This window comes from Polaromonas sp. P1_F8, assembly GCF_056405635.1.
Genome location: NZ_JBFUBS010000003.1, coordinates 23,865 through 39,100, shown reverse-complemented (window position 1 = coordinate 39,100; position 15,236 = coordinate 23,865). Strand labels below are relative to the sequence as shown.

Sequence of the window (15,236 nt, the reverse complement as noted above, 5' to 3'; positions counted from 1 at the left end):
GATAGCTGCTCGCGCCCGTCCAGTATGGCTAAAACAGCCGAAACACCTAAGACGCAGGAACAATCCATGCCAGAGACAAGCACAAAAGGCAGCGCCGCCGCGGCCACACTGGCGGCCGCGTTTACCAACGGCTATGAATTTGCCCAAGGCACGGGCTACACCCTGCCCGAATACCCGTTCGTGGAACCGCCCGAGCTGCAAACAGACGAGGCCAAACGGCACGGTGTCGTCATCGTGGGCGGCGGCATCACCGGTCTCACACTGGCCTGCGCGCTGGCGCAGTACGGCATCAAGGCTTTGCTGCTGGACGAAGACAACACCGTGGGCGTGAAGGGCGCGTCGTCGCGCGGCATTTGTTATGCCCAGAAAACCCTGGAAATCTTCAAGCGCCTGGGCATTTACGAGCGCATTGCCGCCAAAGGCGTGCAGTGGAGCGTGGGCCGCACCTTCGCGGGCGCCGACGAGGTGTATTCGTTTGACCTGCGCCAGCAGCAGACGCATTCACTGAGCCGGCAACCGCCCTTTATCAATATCCAGCAGTTTTATGTCGAGGGTTTCCTGGTGGAGCAGCTCTACCGACCCGCGCCTGAGGACCGCCTCATTGATCTCCGCTGGAGCCACCGCGTCACGGCCTTCGGGCAAAACGACGACTTCGCGACGCTGCAGCTTGAAACGCCAGCGGGCGCCTACACCCTGCAGGCCGAACATGTGATCGATTGCACGGGCTCGCGCAGCCCGTTTCGCGCCTGGTGCGGCGCGGCAATCACCGCGCAAAAAGGCGACGACCGCTGGTGCATTGCCGATGTGCGTTTTAAAAACCCGCCGCCGGTGGAACGCCACACCTGGATCGAAGCGCCTTTTAACGAAGGGCGCGCCGTATGGCAGCACCTGATGGCCGACGGCGTCTGGCGCATCGACTACCAGATGCCGCCGCACGCCAACCCCGAAGAAGTCAGCCGCGAAGACGTGGTGCGCGCACGCCTGAAGGCGCAGTTCAAAAGCCAGGCCGGTCAGGCGCTGGACGATGCCGACTACGAGATCGTCTGGGTCGGCCCCTATGCCTACCGCAGCGAATGCCTCGACAACCTGCGCCATGGCCGCGTGTTCTTTGCCGGTGACGCAGCCCATGTGATGAGCCCCTTCGGCGCACGCGGCGGCAACTCGGGCGTGCAGGACGCCGACAACCTGGCGTGGAAGCTGGCCGCTGTGCTGCAAGGCCGCGCCGCACCCGCATTGCTCGACAGCTATCACCACGAAAGGCATGAGGCGGCGAAGCACAACGTGCTGGTCACCAACCGCACCGCGCGCTTTTTGCGGCCGGCCGACGGCGCGGAGCGGCTGTTTCGCACGGCGGCATTGGGGCTGGCGCGTGAACACATGTTTGCCCGGCAGCTGGTGAACACCGGGCGCATGTCGACGCCCAACCACTACACGCGGTCCGGCGTCTGCGGGCCTGCGGGCGGGCGGGCCACGCAGAACGCGGGCTTCTCCTGGGCCGATGGCAGCTCAGGCGAGCTGCTGGACTTGTTGACGTGGGCTCATGGGCGCCTGCTGCTGCTGGTGTTTGGCGATGTATCCGGCGCCGGGCTGGCGCGGCTGGCGGCGCTTTCCAGGGAAGCGGACGTGCGCTGCGTGCAAGTGCTGGGGCCCGGCGAGAAAGCCGCCGCAAGGGAGCACGTGATCGACCGCGAAGGCCATCTGCAGGCGACCTGCCATGTTTTTGGCCATGCCTGGGCGCTGCTGCGGCCCGACGGACACGTCGCCGCAACGGGCGAAAGTACGGATGCCTCGGTGGTCCACGCCGTCGCAAGCGCCATGGGTGCGGGCGCCGGCCACGAAACAAGGGATGCATCATGATGAAGCCAGACACCCCCCTGATCACCCGCCTGCATTTTCAGGACGCCGACGCGTTTTACGAATACCTGCTGGACGCCCACCAGGGCCTCTCCCGGGAGGAATCCGAGCTGCTCAACGCCCGGCTGATCCTGCTGATGGCCAACCAGCTGGGCGACACCGCGGTATTGCAGGCTTGCGTGGCCGCGGCCCGCCAGGCCTGAGCACTGCAGGGCCAACGGCCGGCAAGCCGCAGCGGCCAGCCCCAGTCGAATAAAATCAGCGGAGTTTCACCCAACCCAAGGCGGCATCCCTTCGATGCCGTTTTTCATTGCCCCATGACCAACGCTGCCGCCCCCACCCTTGCCACCCCTGCAGATACCGCCAACACAGCCGCTGAGGCCGTGAAAGTCGCCACACCGGGACTGGACGGCCTGGCCAAGTCCTTCGAGCCGGCCGCGATTGAAAGCCGCTGGGGCCCCGAATGGGAGCAAAGCGGCCAGTACGAGCCTACGCTGGATGCGTCCAAACCCTCGTTCTCCATCCAGCTGCCGCCGCCCAACGTGACGGGCACGCTGCACATGGGCCATGCCTTCAACCAGACCATCATGGATTCGCTCACGCGGTACCACCGCATGCGCGGCCACAACACGCTGTGGGTGCCCGGCACCGACCATGCCGGCATCGCCACGCAGATCGTGGTGGAGCGCAAGCTTCAGGGCGAGGGTAAAAGCCGCCACGACCTGGGCCGCAAAAATTTCGTCGCCAAAGTGTGGGAATGGAAGGAAGAGTCCGGCACCACCATCACGCGCCAGATGCGCCGCATGGGCGACTCTGTGGCCTGGAAGCACGAGTACTTCACCATGGACCCGAAGATGTCGACGGTCGTCACCTCGACCTTTGTGCAGCTTTACAAGCAGGGCCTGATTTATCGCGGCAAGCGCCTGGTGAACTGGGACCCGATCCTCAAATCCGCCGTGTCCGACCTGGAAGTCGAGAACGAAGAGCGCGACAGCTTCATGTGGCACATCGAGTACCCCTTCAGCGACGGCCCGCAGAAAGCCGCTGACGGCTCGGCGCTGCGCGGCATGCACATTGCCACCACACGGCCGGAAACCATGCTGGCCGACGGTGCGCTGGCGGTGCACCCGGACGACGAGCGCTACAAGCACCTGGTCGGCAAGATGGTCGACCTGCCGCTGTGCGACCGGAAAATTCCGGTGATCACCGATGACTACGTTGACCCCGAATTCGGCAGCGGCGTGGTGAAGATCACCGGCGCGCACGACTTCAACGACTACCAGGTCGCCCTGCGCCACAACCTGCCGCTGATCACCATCTTCACCCTGGACGCGAAGATCAACGAAAACGGGCCCGCCCAATACCAGGGCCTGGACCGTTATGACTGCCGCAAAGCCGTGCTGAAAGACCTCGAAGAGCAAGGCTTCCTCGAAAAAGCCGTGCCGCACAAAAACATGGTGCCGGTGTGCGCGCGCACCGGTGCAGTGGTCGAACCCATGCTGACCGACCAGTGGTTTGTGGCGCTCAGCAAGGTGAGTGAGCAGGACCCGACCGGAAAATCCATTTCGCAAAAGGCGCGCGATGCGGTGGCCAGCGGCGACGTGAAGTTCGTGCCCGAGCAGTGGGTGAACACCTACAACCAGTGGATGAACAATATCCAGGACTGGTGCATTTCGCGCCAGCTCTGGTGGGGCCACCAGATCCCGGCCTGGTATGACGAAGACGGCAAGGTCTATGTCGCTGAAAACGAGGCAGCAGCACAGGCCCAGGCCCCCGGTAAAAAACTCACGCGCGATGAAGACGTACTCGACACCTGGTACTCGTCGGCGCTCGTTCCTTTTTCTTCATTGGGCTGGCCCGAAAAGACGAAAGAGCTCGACCTCTTCTTGCCATCAAGCGTGCTGGTCACCGGCTACGACATCATCTTCTTCTGGGTCGCCCGGATGATCATGATGACCACGCACTTCACCGGCCAGGTGCCCTTCAGACACGTGTACATCCACGGTTTGGTGAAAGACGCACAGGGCAAGAAGATGAGCAAGTCCGAAGGCAATGTGCTGGACCCGGTCGATTTGATCGACGGCATCGAGCTCGCGCCCCTGCTCGAAAAACGCTCGCAAGGCCTGCGCAAGCCCGAGACGGCGCCGCAGGTGCGCAAGAACACCGAAAAGGAATTCCCCGCCGGCATTCCAGGCTACGGCGCCGATGCGCTGCGTTTTACCTTCGCCTCGCTTGCCAGTCTGGGCCGCAGCATCAACTTCGACAGCAAACGCTGCGAGGGCTACCGCAACTTCTGCAACAAGCTCTGGAACGCCACGCGCTTCACGCTGATGAACTGCGAAGGCCAGGACTGCGGGCTGGAAGAGCACACCAAAGAGCAATGCGCGCCCGGCGGAGAGTTCCACAACTACCTGAGCTTCTCGCAGGCCGACCGCTGGATTTCATCGACCATGCAGCGCGTGGAAGCCGACGTGGCCAAAGGCTTTGCCGACTACCGCCTCGACAACGTTGCCGGCAGCATCTACCAGTTTGTCTGGGACGAGTTCTGCGACTGGTACCTCGAGATCGCCAAGGTGCAGATACAGACCGGCACCGATGCGCAAAAGCGCGCCACACGCCGCACACTGATCCGCACACTCGAAGCAACCCTGCGCCTGGCGCATCCGGTCATTCCGTTCATCACGGAAGAGCTGTGGCAGACCGTGGCTCCCGTCGCCGGCAAAGCAGGCAAGTTCATCGGCGTCGCGCCTTACCCGCAAAGCCAGCCCGAGAAAATTGACGTGGTAGCGGAAGCGCATGTCACCAAACTCAAGACGCTCGTGGATGCCTGCCGCAACCTGCGCGGCGAAATGAAGGTGTCTCCGGCTACCCGCATGCCGCTTTATGTGCTGGGCGACACCGCCTTCATGCAGGGCGTCGCCCCGGTGCTCAAGGCCCTGGCCAAGCTCAGCGAAGTGAAGGTGTTCGACGACGAAGCCAGTTGGGCCGCTGCGGCGCAGTCTGCACCTGTGGCCATCGTCGGCGAAGCGCGCCTGTGCCTTTACATGGAAGTCGACCTGGCGGCGGAAAAGGTTCGCCTGCAAAAGGAAGAGGCTCGCCTGGCAGGAGAGATCACCAAGTCCGAGACCAAGCTCGCCAATGAAGCCTTCGTCAACAAGGTGCCCCCGGCCGTGCTGGAACAGGAACGCAAACGCCTGGCCGATAACCAGGCGGCCCTGGCCAAGATTCGCGAGCAACTGGCACGCCTGAAATAAGCGCCAGGCCACCGCCAGAAAAAAGCCCCGCAATGCGGGGCTTTCTTTATTGATCGGGATGCGAAGCGAGCCCTGGTAAGACCCGCGGGCTGCGTATACGCCAAGACCAGTCAACTGCAACGGTCAAAGATAGATGCCTCTTCACCAGCAGGGGCCGCGGGACTGGCTTTGCCAGACCGCAGGCGCAGCGCCCCCTCGGGGGGCAGAGAGCTACGCGAAGCGAGCGAACGTGGGGGCCAACATCTATCTGGTCATGAATTCGGGTTCAGACCACTGCGACGGCGGGACACTGCCCGGCGACTCCAGACCCATGGGGGTGCTGGTCAACTGGTCCATGCCGCTGTGCTGCGTGCCCAGAGCTTCATGCATACGGTGGGCTACATACCAGCTCGAGCGCAGGCGTGCCTCGCGTGTGTGGGAGCCCAGGCGCGGCGTAACAAACAGGTTCTTCAGCCCTTTGAGCGGGGAGGTGTCACCCAGGAAACTTGCTTCGGCGCCATCCAGTATGCAGGCCTCAATGCGGCCGTCACACAGCGCAGCGGCCAATGCGCCTTCATCAAACAATTCGCTGCGGCTGATGCCAACCCACAACTGGCTGCGCTTGCAGCCCGCCAGCAGTTTGTCGTTCACGAAACCCCGGAACCGGGTGGCATACAGCATCTGCACTGACACGGCATCAGACTGGCTGACCAGCTCTGGCAAGGAAACAGGCTGTATGCGAAGGCGCTCCCAAATGGGCGCAGTGTGATGAACCGCAGGGTCGTAGCCGACAAGCCGCACGCCGAGCCCGCTCAGCATGCCGGCCAGCGTGTGCGCCGTCGGGGCCAGGCCCAGAATGCCCACGGTGCTGCCATGAAGCTCGCGCCCCATCTGCGTCGTGGGATGACGGCGTCCCATCAAGGCCGAGACAAGGCCGCGACGGTACAGCAACAACAGGCTGCTCAAAAGGTATTCTGCGTTGGAGCGGACGTTGGCGCTGCTGGCATGCACGACCTTGATGTCGCGCTCCTTGCAGGCCTCCAGGTCGGTGTTGTCGGTTCCCACGTGCAGGCGCCCGATGGCCTTGAGCCTGGGCAGGAAATCGAGGAACTCGCGCGTGACCACAGTCTGGCGCGGAAAAACAATGCCTTTGGTTTTGTACGCGATCTTGCGCAGCGATGTCAGATCGTCGGCAAGCTCTGGATGGTAGGCGACGCCATGCCGGGTTTCAAGCCAGGCCATTGCTTCGGGCACTAACGCATCAAGAAGTAAGATGTCCACTCAGTCAATCCTTTTTCCTGCAAACTCTCGATTGCGTGCTGTGCTCACGCAGATTCGGGCATTTGTCCGACCCACGCGCTGTACCAACAACGCAACACTTTAGGCTTTTATTCGGTCAAAGTCGATGCAAAAATTTACATTAAATAAAGCCGTTTTCCCGGTTGCTGGTCTCGGCACCCGTTTTCTGCCAGCCACCAAGGCCCAACCCAAGGAAATGCTCCCTGTGGTGGACAAGCCGTTGATCCAGTACGCAGTGGAAGAAGCCTACGCCGCAGGCATCCGACACATGATTTTTGTTACTGGACGCAATAAACGGGCCATCGAAGATCACTTCGATACTGCTTATGAACTAGAGAATGAACTTGAAGTAGCCCAAAAGCACGCGTTGTTGTCACTGGTGCGCTCAGTCCAACCGGACGACATGAATTTTTCCTATGTGCGCCAGCCCCGCTCGCTGGGCCTCGGCCATGCCGTGCTGTGTGCCGAGCACCTGGTGGGCCAGGAGGCTTTTGCCGTGTTGCTGGCCGACGACCTGATGGTCGGCCCGAAAGGCGGCCAGCCCGTGCTGGCCCAGATGGCGGCGCAATTTGCCGAGGTCCAGCAATCCATCCTGGCGGTGCAGGAGGTCCCTCTCGATCAAACCCGCCGTTACGGCATCGTGGCCACTGAAGGCGCCAGCACCGGCCTCATGAAAGTCAAAAGGATTGTCGAAAAGCCGGCGCCTGAGGTGGCACCTTCACGCATGGGCGTGGCCGGGCGCTACATCCTGACCCCCGCGATTTTTGGGCACATCCGCAAGCAGACATCCGGCGTGGGCGGCGAATTGCAGCTCACCGACGGGATCTCGAGCCTGCTGGGCCAGGAGAGCGTGTATGCCTTCCAGTACGAGGGCAAACGTTATGACTGCGGAAGCAAGGAAGGCTTCCTGGAAGCGACCGTAGAGTTGGCTCTGGAGCACCCGGAAGTGGGTGTGTATTTCCGGAATTATCTGGACAACCTGCAAATTGGCTGGTCCGGCCGGGAACGCCGCAAACAGGTAGCCTGATAACCGCCTGTTACAGAATCAACGGCGCTTTAAAACGTGAATAAAGTCACTACCGGCAACCTGCTGCTCGACCAGTTCGTTGCCGGTTTGTTTGGCAAATGCCTGGAAATCACGCGTAGAGCCGGCGTCGGTTGATACAACTCGAAGCAGCTGGCCGCTGAGCATTTCCGTCAGCGCTTTTTTGGCTTTCAGGATGGGAAGCGGGCAATTGAGGCCGCGGGTGTCGAGTTCTTTGTCGATGTTCATGAAGATCCTTGGGTTGCCGCGATTTTAAGCAAAGCGCAAAGCCCCTTCTACCCGGCAATATCCGGTTTTACCCGGCCTTGCCGTCGCCGTCCGGTTCCACCTTGCTCAGCACGGTAGCCCAATCCACAAACTCAGGTTCATGGCCGCGCGTGCGCAGCCAGTCGGCCAGCGCGTAGCCAGTGCCCGCAGGCCAGCATTTGAGCTTGTCCAGGTCGTAGAGCCGGTAGTCCACCAGCTCCGGCGACAGGCTGACATCCCCCGTGCAAACTGCGTGGTAGGCAATGATGATCTGGTTCATGCGCTGGAAGTCATAGACGCCAATCAAATCAAGCGAGGTGGTGTCCAGGCTGGTTTCTTCCTTGATTTCGCGTGCTATGCCGCCTTGGGGGGTTTCCCCGGCCTCCATGAAGCCGGTGATCAGCGCATACATTTTGCCGGGCCAGGCGGCATTGCGGGCCAGCAAAACCTGGCCCTTGTATTCAATCACGGCGGCCAGCACGGGCGTGGGGTTGTTCCAGTGGGTGTAGCCGCAGGCCGGGCAACGCAGGCGCGCCTTCTCGCCGCCGTCTTCCATCTGCGACACCATGGCCAGCGGCGTCGCGCAGTTGGGGCAAAACCTGAATTCGTGGGTCATGGTGAAGAAAGGAAGATGAAAAAGAAGGGCTAAGCGGCATCGTTCGCTATTGTTTTTATAGCTGCTTGCGCCCGTTGCATATGGTCTACAGCTCGTTTTATGCTTTAAAAACGGCTCAAGCCGGAAATACGCCGGTAGACAGGTAGCGGTCGCCGCGGTCGCATACGACAAAGACGATCACGGCGTCTTTCACGGTTTTGGCTATTTCCTGCGCGACCCAGAGCGCCCCTGCCGCCGAGATGCCGGCAAAAATACCTTCCTCGCGCGCCAGGCGGCGGCACATGTCTTCAGCGTCAGCCTGGCTCACCAGTACCAGTTCATCGACCTGGCGGGGGTCGTAAATCTTGGGCAGGTACTCCTGTGGCCATTTGCGGATGCCGGGAATGCGCGAGCCCTCGCTGGGCTGGGCGCCGATGACCTTGATGGCCGGGTTTTTCTCTTTCAGATAGCGAGAAACGCCGGTAATCGTGCCGGTTGTACCCATCGCACTGACAAAATGTGTCACTTTGCCTGACGTATCTGTCCATATTTCGGGCCCGGTGGTCTCGTAATGGACGCGCGGATTGTCCGGGTTGGCGAACTGGTCCAGCACCCGGCCTTTGCCTTCTTTTTGCATCTGATCGGCCAGGTCGCGCGAATATTCGATACCGGCGCTTTTGGGCGTCAGGATCAATTCGGCGCCAAAAGCCTTCATGGTCTGGGCGCGTTCAATGCTCAGGTCCTCCGGCATGATCAGGACCATCTTGTAGCCCTTGATCGCCGCGGCCATGGCCAGGGCAATGCCCGTGTTGCCGGAAGTGGCTTCAATCAGCGTGTCGCCCGGCTTGATGTCGCCGCGCTCTTCCGCGCGCTTGATCATGGACAGCGCCGGGCGGTCTTTGACGGAACCGGCGGGGTTGTTGCCTTCGAGCTTTCCCAGGATAACGTTGCCGCGGGCGGCGTTCTCGGCGGCATAAATACGTTGCAGTGCGACCAGAGGCGTTTTGCCAATCGCGTCTTCAATGGTTGGATAGTTCATGGCCACACTGTGCCATAATTTGAGGCTTCGCTCATTTGCGCCCGGGTGGTGAAATTGGTAGACGCAGGGGACTCAAAATCCCCCGCCGCAAGGCGTGCCGGTTCGATTCCGGCCCCGGGCACCACATCCCGAAAGCCGGACGGTTTCAAACTGATCCGGCTTTTTCTTTTCATAAGCGTGGTGGTGACAATCGGATGGTTTGCGCTTGCAGCCTGACGCCCGCGCCGCCTCACACAGGCCTTGCCCAGTCGCCAAGCATTTGAAGACTCGTACGCGACGATCATCGGGGCAGATCCGCGAGGCCGACTTGTGCACGTGCTTGAGGTCGCCTTCCGCTGGATATATGCAGCACTCTTGAAGAATGTTCAGCACGGTGAACGGCCGAGGCTTGTCAGAGTTTTCGCCGCCGGGCTTGACGCCATCTCCAGCGAAAAGCAGCAACAAGGGCGTGCGGCATGCATATACTCAAACCCTTGCCCGGCTCAGGACCGCACATGAAAACCAGGCAAGCCCTTATTCATCTCCAATACAAGACGGTCAAGTTGCCATGCAAAAAGCAAACTGTTCCCGAGGCATCTTTGAAGACCTTCTTTGCCAGAGTCTTTTTGAGCCGGAGCTGTTGAAGAATGTGGCGACCCTGCTGGACCAGGACCCTTACTTCATGCGGGGACATCTGGAGATGTTGTGGAGTGCCCAGAAAAAAGACCATCAAGAACTCTATGCCGGGGTTTTGCATGATGCCTTGGCCTCAGCGGCCGCGCTTTACCGCGGCGGCGAGCTTCAGCTGAACACCATGGCGCATTGGACACTCTCGGATTTCGAAAGCCTGCGGGAGGTTTTACGGATGGGACTCCAAAGGAAGGAGCTTTCCCTGTGGAAACGGGCAGGCATCTTTCGCCAGCTGAGAAGCCTGTCCCGCGCGATGCAGTCCATGCCGCCCGCAGACACTTGCGAGCAAAAATACCTTGTGTTCCAGAAGACTGTGGATGTGCGCGAAATTGCCGCGGAGGTGAAGGGCATTGCGCCTTACTGGTGGGGCGTCCACACCCGCAGGCAGGAGACCCTGGACCACCATAGGCACACGCAGTCTATTGTGGTCAGGAACAGAAAAGTGCATGAGCGAGATTACCTTCCCGCCGATGGCGTCCACGAGAGCGAGGAGACGGCTTTCTCCAGGAAATACCCCAAAACCAATGCGCTCGTGACCTTGTTGGCGCAGGAACTGGGTCTGGCCTTGGGTCGCGTTGTGCTTGTCAGGCTACCGGCCCACCACCAGGTTTACCGGCACTACGATGACGAAGAGTACCTGGAGAAGAGAGACCGCTACCACTTGGTGGTGAGCTGCGGCGAGCGCAATGTATTGGAGTCCGGCAACAATCGCTTTAACGTGAAACCCGGCGAGCTCTGGTTCTTTGACAACAAGGTGATGCACAGAGCCGCGAATCCATCCGGCACGCCGCGCGTGCATATTATTTTTGATGGGTATCCACTTGGGAAACTGGGTCAGTCTCCCGTGGAACCACCCTAGGCTCGTGTGGAGGCTTCGCTCCTCGCAGCCCGGGTGGTGAAATTGGTAGACGCAGGGAACTCAAAATCCCCGCCACAAGGCGTGCCGATTCGATTCCGGCCCCGGGCACCACATCCCGAAAGCCAGACGGTTTCAGACCGATCCGGCTTTTTCTTTGGCCACTGCCGCGAGCACAGCGCACCCGGCACCGGTGAACATGACGACTAAGCCGACGCCAGCCGCCAGAATTTAAAGACCAGCACGCGCCGGTCATTGGGGCAAATTCGCGATACCGACCTTCCAACGTGCTTCGGATCCCCTTCGGCTATCACCACGCGGCCGGGTTTCGGCATCACAGCACCGGTGATTTCGTCCTGCTCGTCAAAGAAAAGTGTTTCGCCTGCCCACGCAATATTCCATTCCTTGCTGCAGTACACGAGCACCGTCACGTGGTTGGCTCGATGATCCTCTTCAACGATGTCCTGGTGCACCTGCCCCTCAGTGCCGAAAGTGTTGGCGCTCAACATGCATTCATAAAGACGCACGGGAAACCCCAAATGGGCTTTGACCTGACTCCAGCATTCAACAATTGAGCGCAGGCTTTCATCCAGCGCCAGCAATTTCGGTTCTACATCCTCCTCAAATGGCTTTTCGGTGAACGCGATGGGATAGTACCAATGCATGTCCAGCTCGTGGGACTTGAAGCGCTCCCAACGATTGAGGAAATACATGGGCATCCAGGAAACCGTTTCGATTAACCGGCCCTTGAATTCATCTGAAAACAGATCGTCAGAGACTCTGACATTCGACCCTAAAAGCATGCGTGAGCCCCGAAATAAAAAAACCGCAGAACGCGGTGAGAACGCCGAAGCGATCTCACCGGCCCGGCCCGATCAGCGCTCGATGTTATCGCCACCGCCACCACAACCCAGAGGCAGGCCGACCTTGTGCGGCAAACGGACGCGTTGCACCGCGCTCCACTTGCTATGGGTGCTTAGCGTGTTACCCACGGGATTGATCTCCTGTTCACGTGACGGAACGCCCTTGGCGGTTTGAGGTTTTGGGGTCTGGTTTTTTTTCATGAAATCTCCTGTGAAAGTTAAGGAAAGGGATGCGGGAATTTTGATCCAGGATGGACGCGAGGAACCATTCCCAAAGGTTCTCGCAGGTGACCGAAAGAAATAGGCAGCAACCCGGGGACCAGTACTTTTACCACCGAAAGTGGCGTCCGGCCCTGGTCGACAAAGCAATGCCGGGGTGTGATGTCCACCATGACAGGGCTCAACCCACGGGCCGTAAACCGTTTGATCAGTTGCGCGGCTGTCTTGAATTGCAACGGGGCAATACGTACGTCGGAGGCATCCGTAGCCGGGAAAAGAACATGGTCGGCGTGCCTGAAGTAGCGCTTCAAACCGTACAGCTCAAAATGATGGTCTGTAGTGGTGACGTCTGCCGGCCCTATGATCTGCGGCTCATGGCCGTGAATCCACGCATAGACCCGTGCCTCCGTCTCATCCAGCGCGCCCTCGAGCGCCCTCCTGAAATCCGCGCTGGCCGCAGTCCCCATGGTGGTGAAATGAAGTGTTTCGTTCTGGACAGCAACCAGGCACACATGGGCCCAAAGGGAATTCAGTTTCTGAATCACCACCTTGCAGCCGGCTTGCTCAAGTGCCTGAATACGGCTGCGGACTTGCGGTGACAAGGAAGCCTGCTTTACAACATGGCCGGGCGACTGGGCGAGCCAGTGCCTCATAAAGGCATCGCGCTCGATGACTTCCAATAACGCCCGAAAAACCGCATCGTCCAGTGACGTACTTGCTGCACAACCTGACGATGTCACCTGGGAAAAAGGCCGCCGCTGGATCTTTGCATGGGGCGCCAGACTTGCGCGCGAAAACACCAGTTCGGCCAGAATTTGCACCGCTTCCCCGGACCTCAAATCAACGCCGGCAGTCCACAGATGGGGCACTTCGGCATCGAAGCGTTCATACGGAAATTCCGGATCTGCGTATTGCTTGTCGGTGTATTTGACGAACTGGGCCGGATCGAGTCCGTTCGGAAAAGAGTCCAGCCGGCCCCAGGCAAGCTGGCGGGGCTCCCGAAATCCTTCACGCTCAACGGCTTCCGCAGACGCCTTGCGAAAAGCAAGCCAGGGGTCGGCGTCCCTGCCCCAGGTGTGGGGGCGGTTGTCGTCGGACTTGACCAGCTTGGCCCTGCCGAAGTGGAAGGGCATGGCAAAGCGTGCCGAATCACCGTCTACCCACGCGAAGTCCAGCTCCGGTGAGCGATCAATCAGGCGTATCTGTTCAGGCGTGGGCTTTGCACCAAATATCGCCGACCCCAGCACCAACTCTCCCTGGAGCCGGCACATCTTGCCAACGATGGTTTCGTAATAACCCCCGATCGTCGCGAAACCCAAGCCGAGTTGCGATGCGCTCAGGCCGGCATTGTGCAAACCGGCCCCTGCTTCCATAAAGAGGTACTGCAAGGAACGGTTGCGATACCGCATGGCCGCCACTTGGGTGTCTGCCGCCAGAAAAACGGCTCCGGTGGCATAGGTCAGCTCCCAGGGCTTGGAAAACGCCCTTGGCATCAACTGTTGACCATCACCGAGGAGTTCCAGCGCAACCATCCCTTCATCCGGATAGCTGACGCGGTAGACACCAGGCTTGTATGCGCCCACGTTTTTCTGCAAGGCCACGAATACCTGCACGAGCTGCATTCCACCGGCCGAAGCAATGGTTCGCTTGGGTGTGACATAACCGACGCGCTCATGCTTGACGCTCACCACACCCGCCACTGCCCACAGCAAGCCCAACAGGGCGCGCTCGGAAATATCCCTTTCGTCAAAGGTGTACGTCGACACACGCTCAGCGAAAAAATCCCGCAATGGCTGCGCCGTTACCTTGCGGGTGCCAGGTGGAAGCCCTGCTGCCACACCTTCTTTATTCCAGAGGAATCTCCGGCAAATCTGGTTCGTAATGGCTGCATCCGCCGCCAAGCCAAAAGGGCTGCCCTGGAACGCATAACGCGCCGCATGCGCGCTGACCAGATTGGCATCAATCAGCGCGCCTTGGTCCAATAAAAATTCAATGAACTGCTTGAACTCCACTGCATCAAAGCCCGCGGGTAAGCGCTGCAATATCTCGGTGACTGTTCGCGTGCCGTCGCACAGTTTGAATACCTGTGCCAGCATGTTTTTGGGCGCCTGTACTTCGACATCTTGCGTCGCATTGCGAACCACAAGCAGCATTCCCTCAAGTCGGCAAGAGCCAGCAAGCATCGGAGACAGGCGACCGGGATCCTTAAAGCTCATCCTCACATCCGTGGGCGTGGCGTCATTGAGCACTCTGTTGAGCGCCAAAGCAGGTGGCCTGCGGGAAGGCGATAAGGAAGACGTCTCAGCCATATCAGGATTTCTTGTCCGCACCGAACAGGGACAAAAAGACGAACGGATATCCCTCTGGGGGAAGCATTGGATTTGAGTTGATCTCCAGCCACCACACCTTGCCAGCTTCGTCGACCACGCCATCGATTGCATAAAGCACCGGTGCCTTGAAGCGACTAAAGCTTTCCTGTGCAGCTTTCACGCCAATCGCATCAATCTGCTGCCTGACCTGCGCATTGACGCGGCCCAGGTCGTTGTCCGACTCCGCACGAGGTGCTGTAGAGGCGTAATGGCGGCCGTAGCGGAAGTCGATCCAGACCTCGCGCCCCACATCCAAAACCTGCGTGGGAAGAACCTGCTGGAAGGCAAGCGAAGAAAGTACGTTCCCATTGCCTCCGTCAGCGCCAAGTGTTTGACCCGTGCGCGCCAGTCGCGCTTCGATCAGTGCTTGTGCGGTCGATACGCCATCGCCGACCACGGTGGGATAGGCATGAACGTGCGCATAAAAAGCCGTTGCCCCCCAGAACCAGACTTTCAGGTTGGTACCAACAATAAATTGCTCGGCAAAATCAACACCACGATTCTGGCTCTCCGGTCCCGCATACTTGATCTTTGGCACTTCGCCAGCATCCCGGTAAGGACCCAGAATCTGGTAACCGAACGACCCCGTCGATTGCTTCACCAGGAAGCCACCTTTGGCATCGCTGATAGATGGCCACGTTTCCGGAAAACCGAGTCCGGCCTTTTTCAGAAACTCCTTGAACACCAATTTGTCCTGCGCAAAATCCCATCGCAGGATGTCATAAGGCAACCAGCCGATGAAACCTGTCACGTTTTTAGCCAGTTCCGTCGAATAGGCCATCTGCCCATTGTTATTCAACAGAAATCTGGGTTTGAGCGTGTAGTAGCGATTACGGAGCTTCACCTCGAGGTTAAAAGTTCTGACGTCCAGGTCGACCTGGGCGTCGGAACTGTCGGCCCAGGCTTTGAGGGCCCGGAAATGATTCAGGGTAACGGGTATGTAGGACAT

The 15,236-nt window shown here is 59.7% G+C and carries 13 protein-coding genes and 2 tRNA genes; 7 read left to right on the top strand and 8 right to left on the bottom strand.

Translation table 11 applies throughout. From position 1 onward, the window contains the following. Window positions 1-66 precede the first annotated feature (66 nt). The 3 genes from AC1D1J_RS11975 (at window position 67) to AC1D1J_RS11965 (ending at window position 5,108) form a co-directional block, all read left to right on the top strand. Window positions 67-1,857: an FAD-dependent oxidoreductase gene (locus AC1D1J_RS11975; RefSeq protein WP_477694806.1), complete on the top strand. Its 1,791-nt coding sequence runs from the start codon at window positions 67-69 to the stop codon at window positions 1,855-1,857. After that, the gene (locus AC1D1J_RS11970; protein ID WP_477695077.1) at window positions 1,857-2,057 is read left to right on the top strand and encodes a DUF2783 domain-containing protein; all 201 of its coding nucleotides are present in this window, start codon (window positions 1,857-1,859) and stop codon (window positions 2,055-2,057) included. Before AC1D1J_RS11975 ends, AC1D1J_RS11970 begins: the two co-directional genes overlap by 1 nt. A gap of 114 nt (window positions 2,058-2,171) precedes the next feature. Next, entirely contained in the window at window positions 2,172-5,108 is a 2,937-nt protein-coding gene (locus AC1D1J_RS11965; protein WP_477694805.1) for a valine--tRNA ligase, read from the top strand. A 243-nt stretch (window positions 5,109-5,351) separates the two neighbouring features. On the opposite strand, the gene AC1D1J_RS11960 is transcribed toward AC1D1J_RS11965, so the two are convergent. Next, the gene (locus AC1D1J_RS11960; RefSeq protein WP_477694804.1) at window positions 5,352-6,368 is read right to left on the bottom strand and encodes an NAD(P)-dependent oxidoreductase; all 1,017 of its coding nucleotides are present in this window, start codon (window positions 6,366-6,368) and stop codon (window positions 5,352-5,354) included. Between the two features lie 124 nt (window positions 6,369-6,492). Between AC1D1J_RS11960 and galU the strand changes: the two genes are divergently transcribed. Then, complete coding sequence (galU, locus tag AC1D1J_RS11955; protein WP_457279474.1) at window positions 6,493-7,413, top strand: UTP--glucose-1-phosphate uridylyltransferase GalU; 921 nt, start codon at window positions 6,493-6,495, stop codon at window positions 7,411-7,413. A gap of 18 nt (window positions 7,414-7,431) precedes the next feature. Here the strand turns inward: galU and AC1D1J_RS11950 are convergent, their stop codons facing one another. The 3 genes from AC1D1J_RS11950 to cysM form a co-directional block, all read right to left on the bottom strand. Next, window positions 7,432-7,659, bottom strand: a complete 228-nt coding sequence (locus AC1D1J_RS11950; protein WP_007867181.1) for a sulfurtransferase TusA family protein — start codon at window positions 7,657-7,659, stop codon at window positions 7,432-7,434. 67 nt (window positions 7,660-7,726) lie between these two features. Further along, window positions 7,727-8,293: an NUDIX hydrolase gene (locus AC1D1J_RS11945; protein WP_477687983.1), complete on the bottom strand. Its 567-nt coding sequence runs from the start codon at window positions 8,291-8,293 to the stop codon at window positions 7,727-7,729. A 115-nt stretch (window positions 8,294-8,408) separates the two neighbouring features. Continuing rightward, window positions 8,409-9,311, bottom strand: coding sequence for a cysteine synthase CysM (gene cysM, locus AC1D1J_RS11940; RefSeq protein ID WP_477687982.1), 903 nt, complete (start codon window positions 9,309-9,311; stop codon window positions 8,409-8,411). Between the two features lie 39 nt (window positions 9,312-9,350). Here cysM and AC1D1J_RS11935 point away from each other — a divergent pair. The 3 genes from AC1D1J_RS11935 (at window position 9,351) to AC1D1J_RS11925 (ending at window position 10,950) form a co-directional block, all read left to right on the top strand. Then, a tRNA-Leu gene (locus tag AC1D1J_RS11935) sits at window positions 9,351-9,435 on the top strand. Window positions 9,436-9,858: 423 nt separating this feature from the next. Further along, complete coding sequence (locus AC1D1J_RS11930) at window positions 9,859-10,839, top strand: aspartyl/asparaginyl beta-hydroxylase domain-containing protein (protein ID WP_477687981.1); 981 nt, start codon at window positions 9,859-9,861, stop codon at window positions 10,837-10,839. Between the two features lie 27 nt (window positions 10,840-10,866). Continuing rightward, window positions 10,867-10,950, top strand: a tRNA-Leu gene (locus AC1D1J_RS11925). A 92-nt stretch (window positions 10,951-11,042) separates the two neighbouring features. Here AC1D1J_RS11925 and AC1D1J_RS11920 read toward each other — a convergent pair. The 4 genes from AC1D1J_RS11920 to AC1D1J_RS11905 form a co-directional block, all read right to left on the bottom strand. Then, complete coding sequence (locus AC1D1J_RS11920) at window positions 11,043-11,639, bottom strand: 2OG-Fe(II) oxygenase (protein WP_477687980.1); 597 nt, start codon at window positions 11,637-11,639, stop codon at window positions 11,043-11,045. 72 nt (window positions 11,640-11,711) lie between these two features. Further along, a complete protein-coding gene (locus tag AC1D1J_RS11915) occupies window positions 11,712-11,900 on the bottom strand; it encodes a hypothetical protein (protein ID WP_477687979.1) in 189 nt (62 codons plus the stop codon). Between the two features lie 17 nt (window positions 11,901-11,917). After that, complete coding sequence (locus AC1D1J_RS11910) at window positions 11,918-14,227, bottom strand: YcaO-like family protein (RefSeq protein WP_477694803.1); 2,310 nt, start codon at window positions 14,225-14,227, stop codon at window positions 11,918-11,920. A 1-nt stretch (window position 14,228) separates the two neighbouring features. After that, window positions 14,229-15,236: a hypothetical protein gene (locus tag AC1D1J_RS11905; protein WP_477687977.1), complete on the bottom strand. Its 1,008-nt coding sequence runs from the start codon at window positions 15,234-15,236 to the stop codon at window positions 14,229-14,231.

Coding starts and splice junctions, on each gene's coding strand:
- AC1D1J_RS11970 (WP_477695077.1), top strand. CDS start 1,857: ATGAAGCCAGACACCCCCCTGATCACCCGCCTGCATTTTCAGGACGCC.
- AC1D1J_RS11945 (WP_477687983.1), bottom strand. CDS start 8,293: ATGACCCACGAATTCAGGTTTTGCCCCAACTGCGCGACGCCGCTGGCC.
- AC1D1J_RS11950 (WP_007867181.1), bottom strand. CDS start 7,659: ATGAACATCGACAAAGAACTCGACACCCGCGGCCTCAATTGCCCGCTT.
- AC1D1J_RS11975 (WP_477694806.1), top strand. CDS start 67: ATGCCAGAGACAAGCACAAAAGGCAGCGCCGCCGCGGCCACACTGGCG.
- AC1D1J_RS11965 (WP_477694805.1), top strand. CDS start 2,172: ATGACCAACGCTGCCGCCCCCACCCTTGCCACCCCTGCAGATACCGCC.
- AC1D1J_RS11910 (WP_477694803.1), bottom strand. CDS start 14,227: ATGGCTGAGACGTCTTCCTTATCGCCTTCCCGCAGGCCACCTGCTTTG.
- cysM (WP_477687982.1), bottom strand. CDS start 9,311: ATGAACTATCCAACCATTGAAGACGCGATTGGCAAAACGCCTCTGGTC.
- AC1D1J_RS11915 (WP_477687979.1), bottom strand. CDS start 11,900: ATGAAAAAAAACCAGACCCCAAAACCTCAAACCGCCAAGGGCGTTCCG.
- AC1D1J_RS11920 (WP_477687980.1), bottom strand. CDS start 11,639: ATGCTTTTAGGGTCGAATGTCAGAGTCTCTGACGATCTGTTTTCAGAT.
- AC1D1J_RS11930 (WP_477687981.1), top strand. CDS start 9,859: ATGCAAAAAGCAAACTGTTCCCGAGGCATCTTTGAAGACCTTCTTTGC.
- galU (WP_457279474.1), top strand. CDS start 6,493: ATGCAAAAATTTACATTAAATAAAGCCGTTTTCCCGGTTGCTGGTCTC.
- AC1D1J_RS11905 (WP_477687977.1), bottom strand. CDS start 15,236: ATGTCCTACATACCCGTTACCCTGAATCATTTCCGGGCCCTCAAAGCC.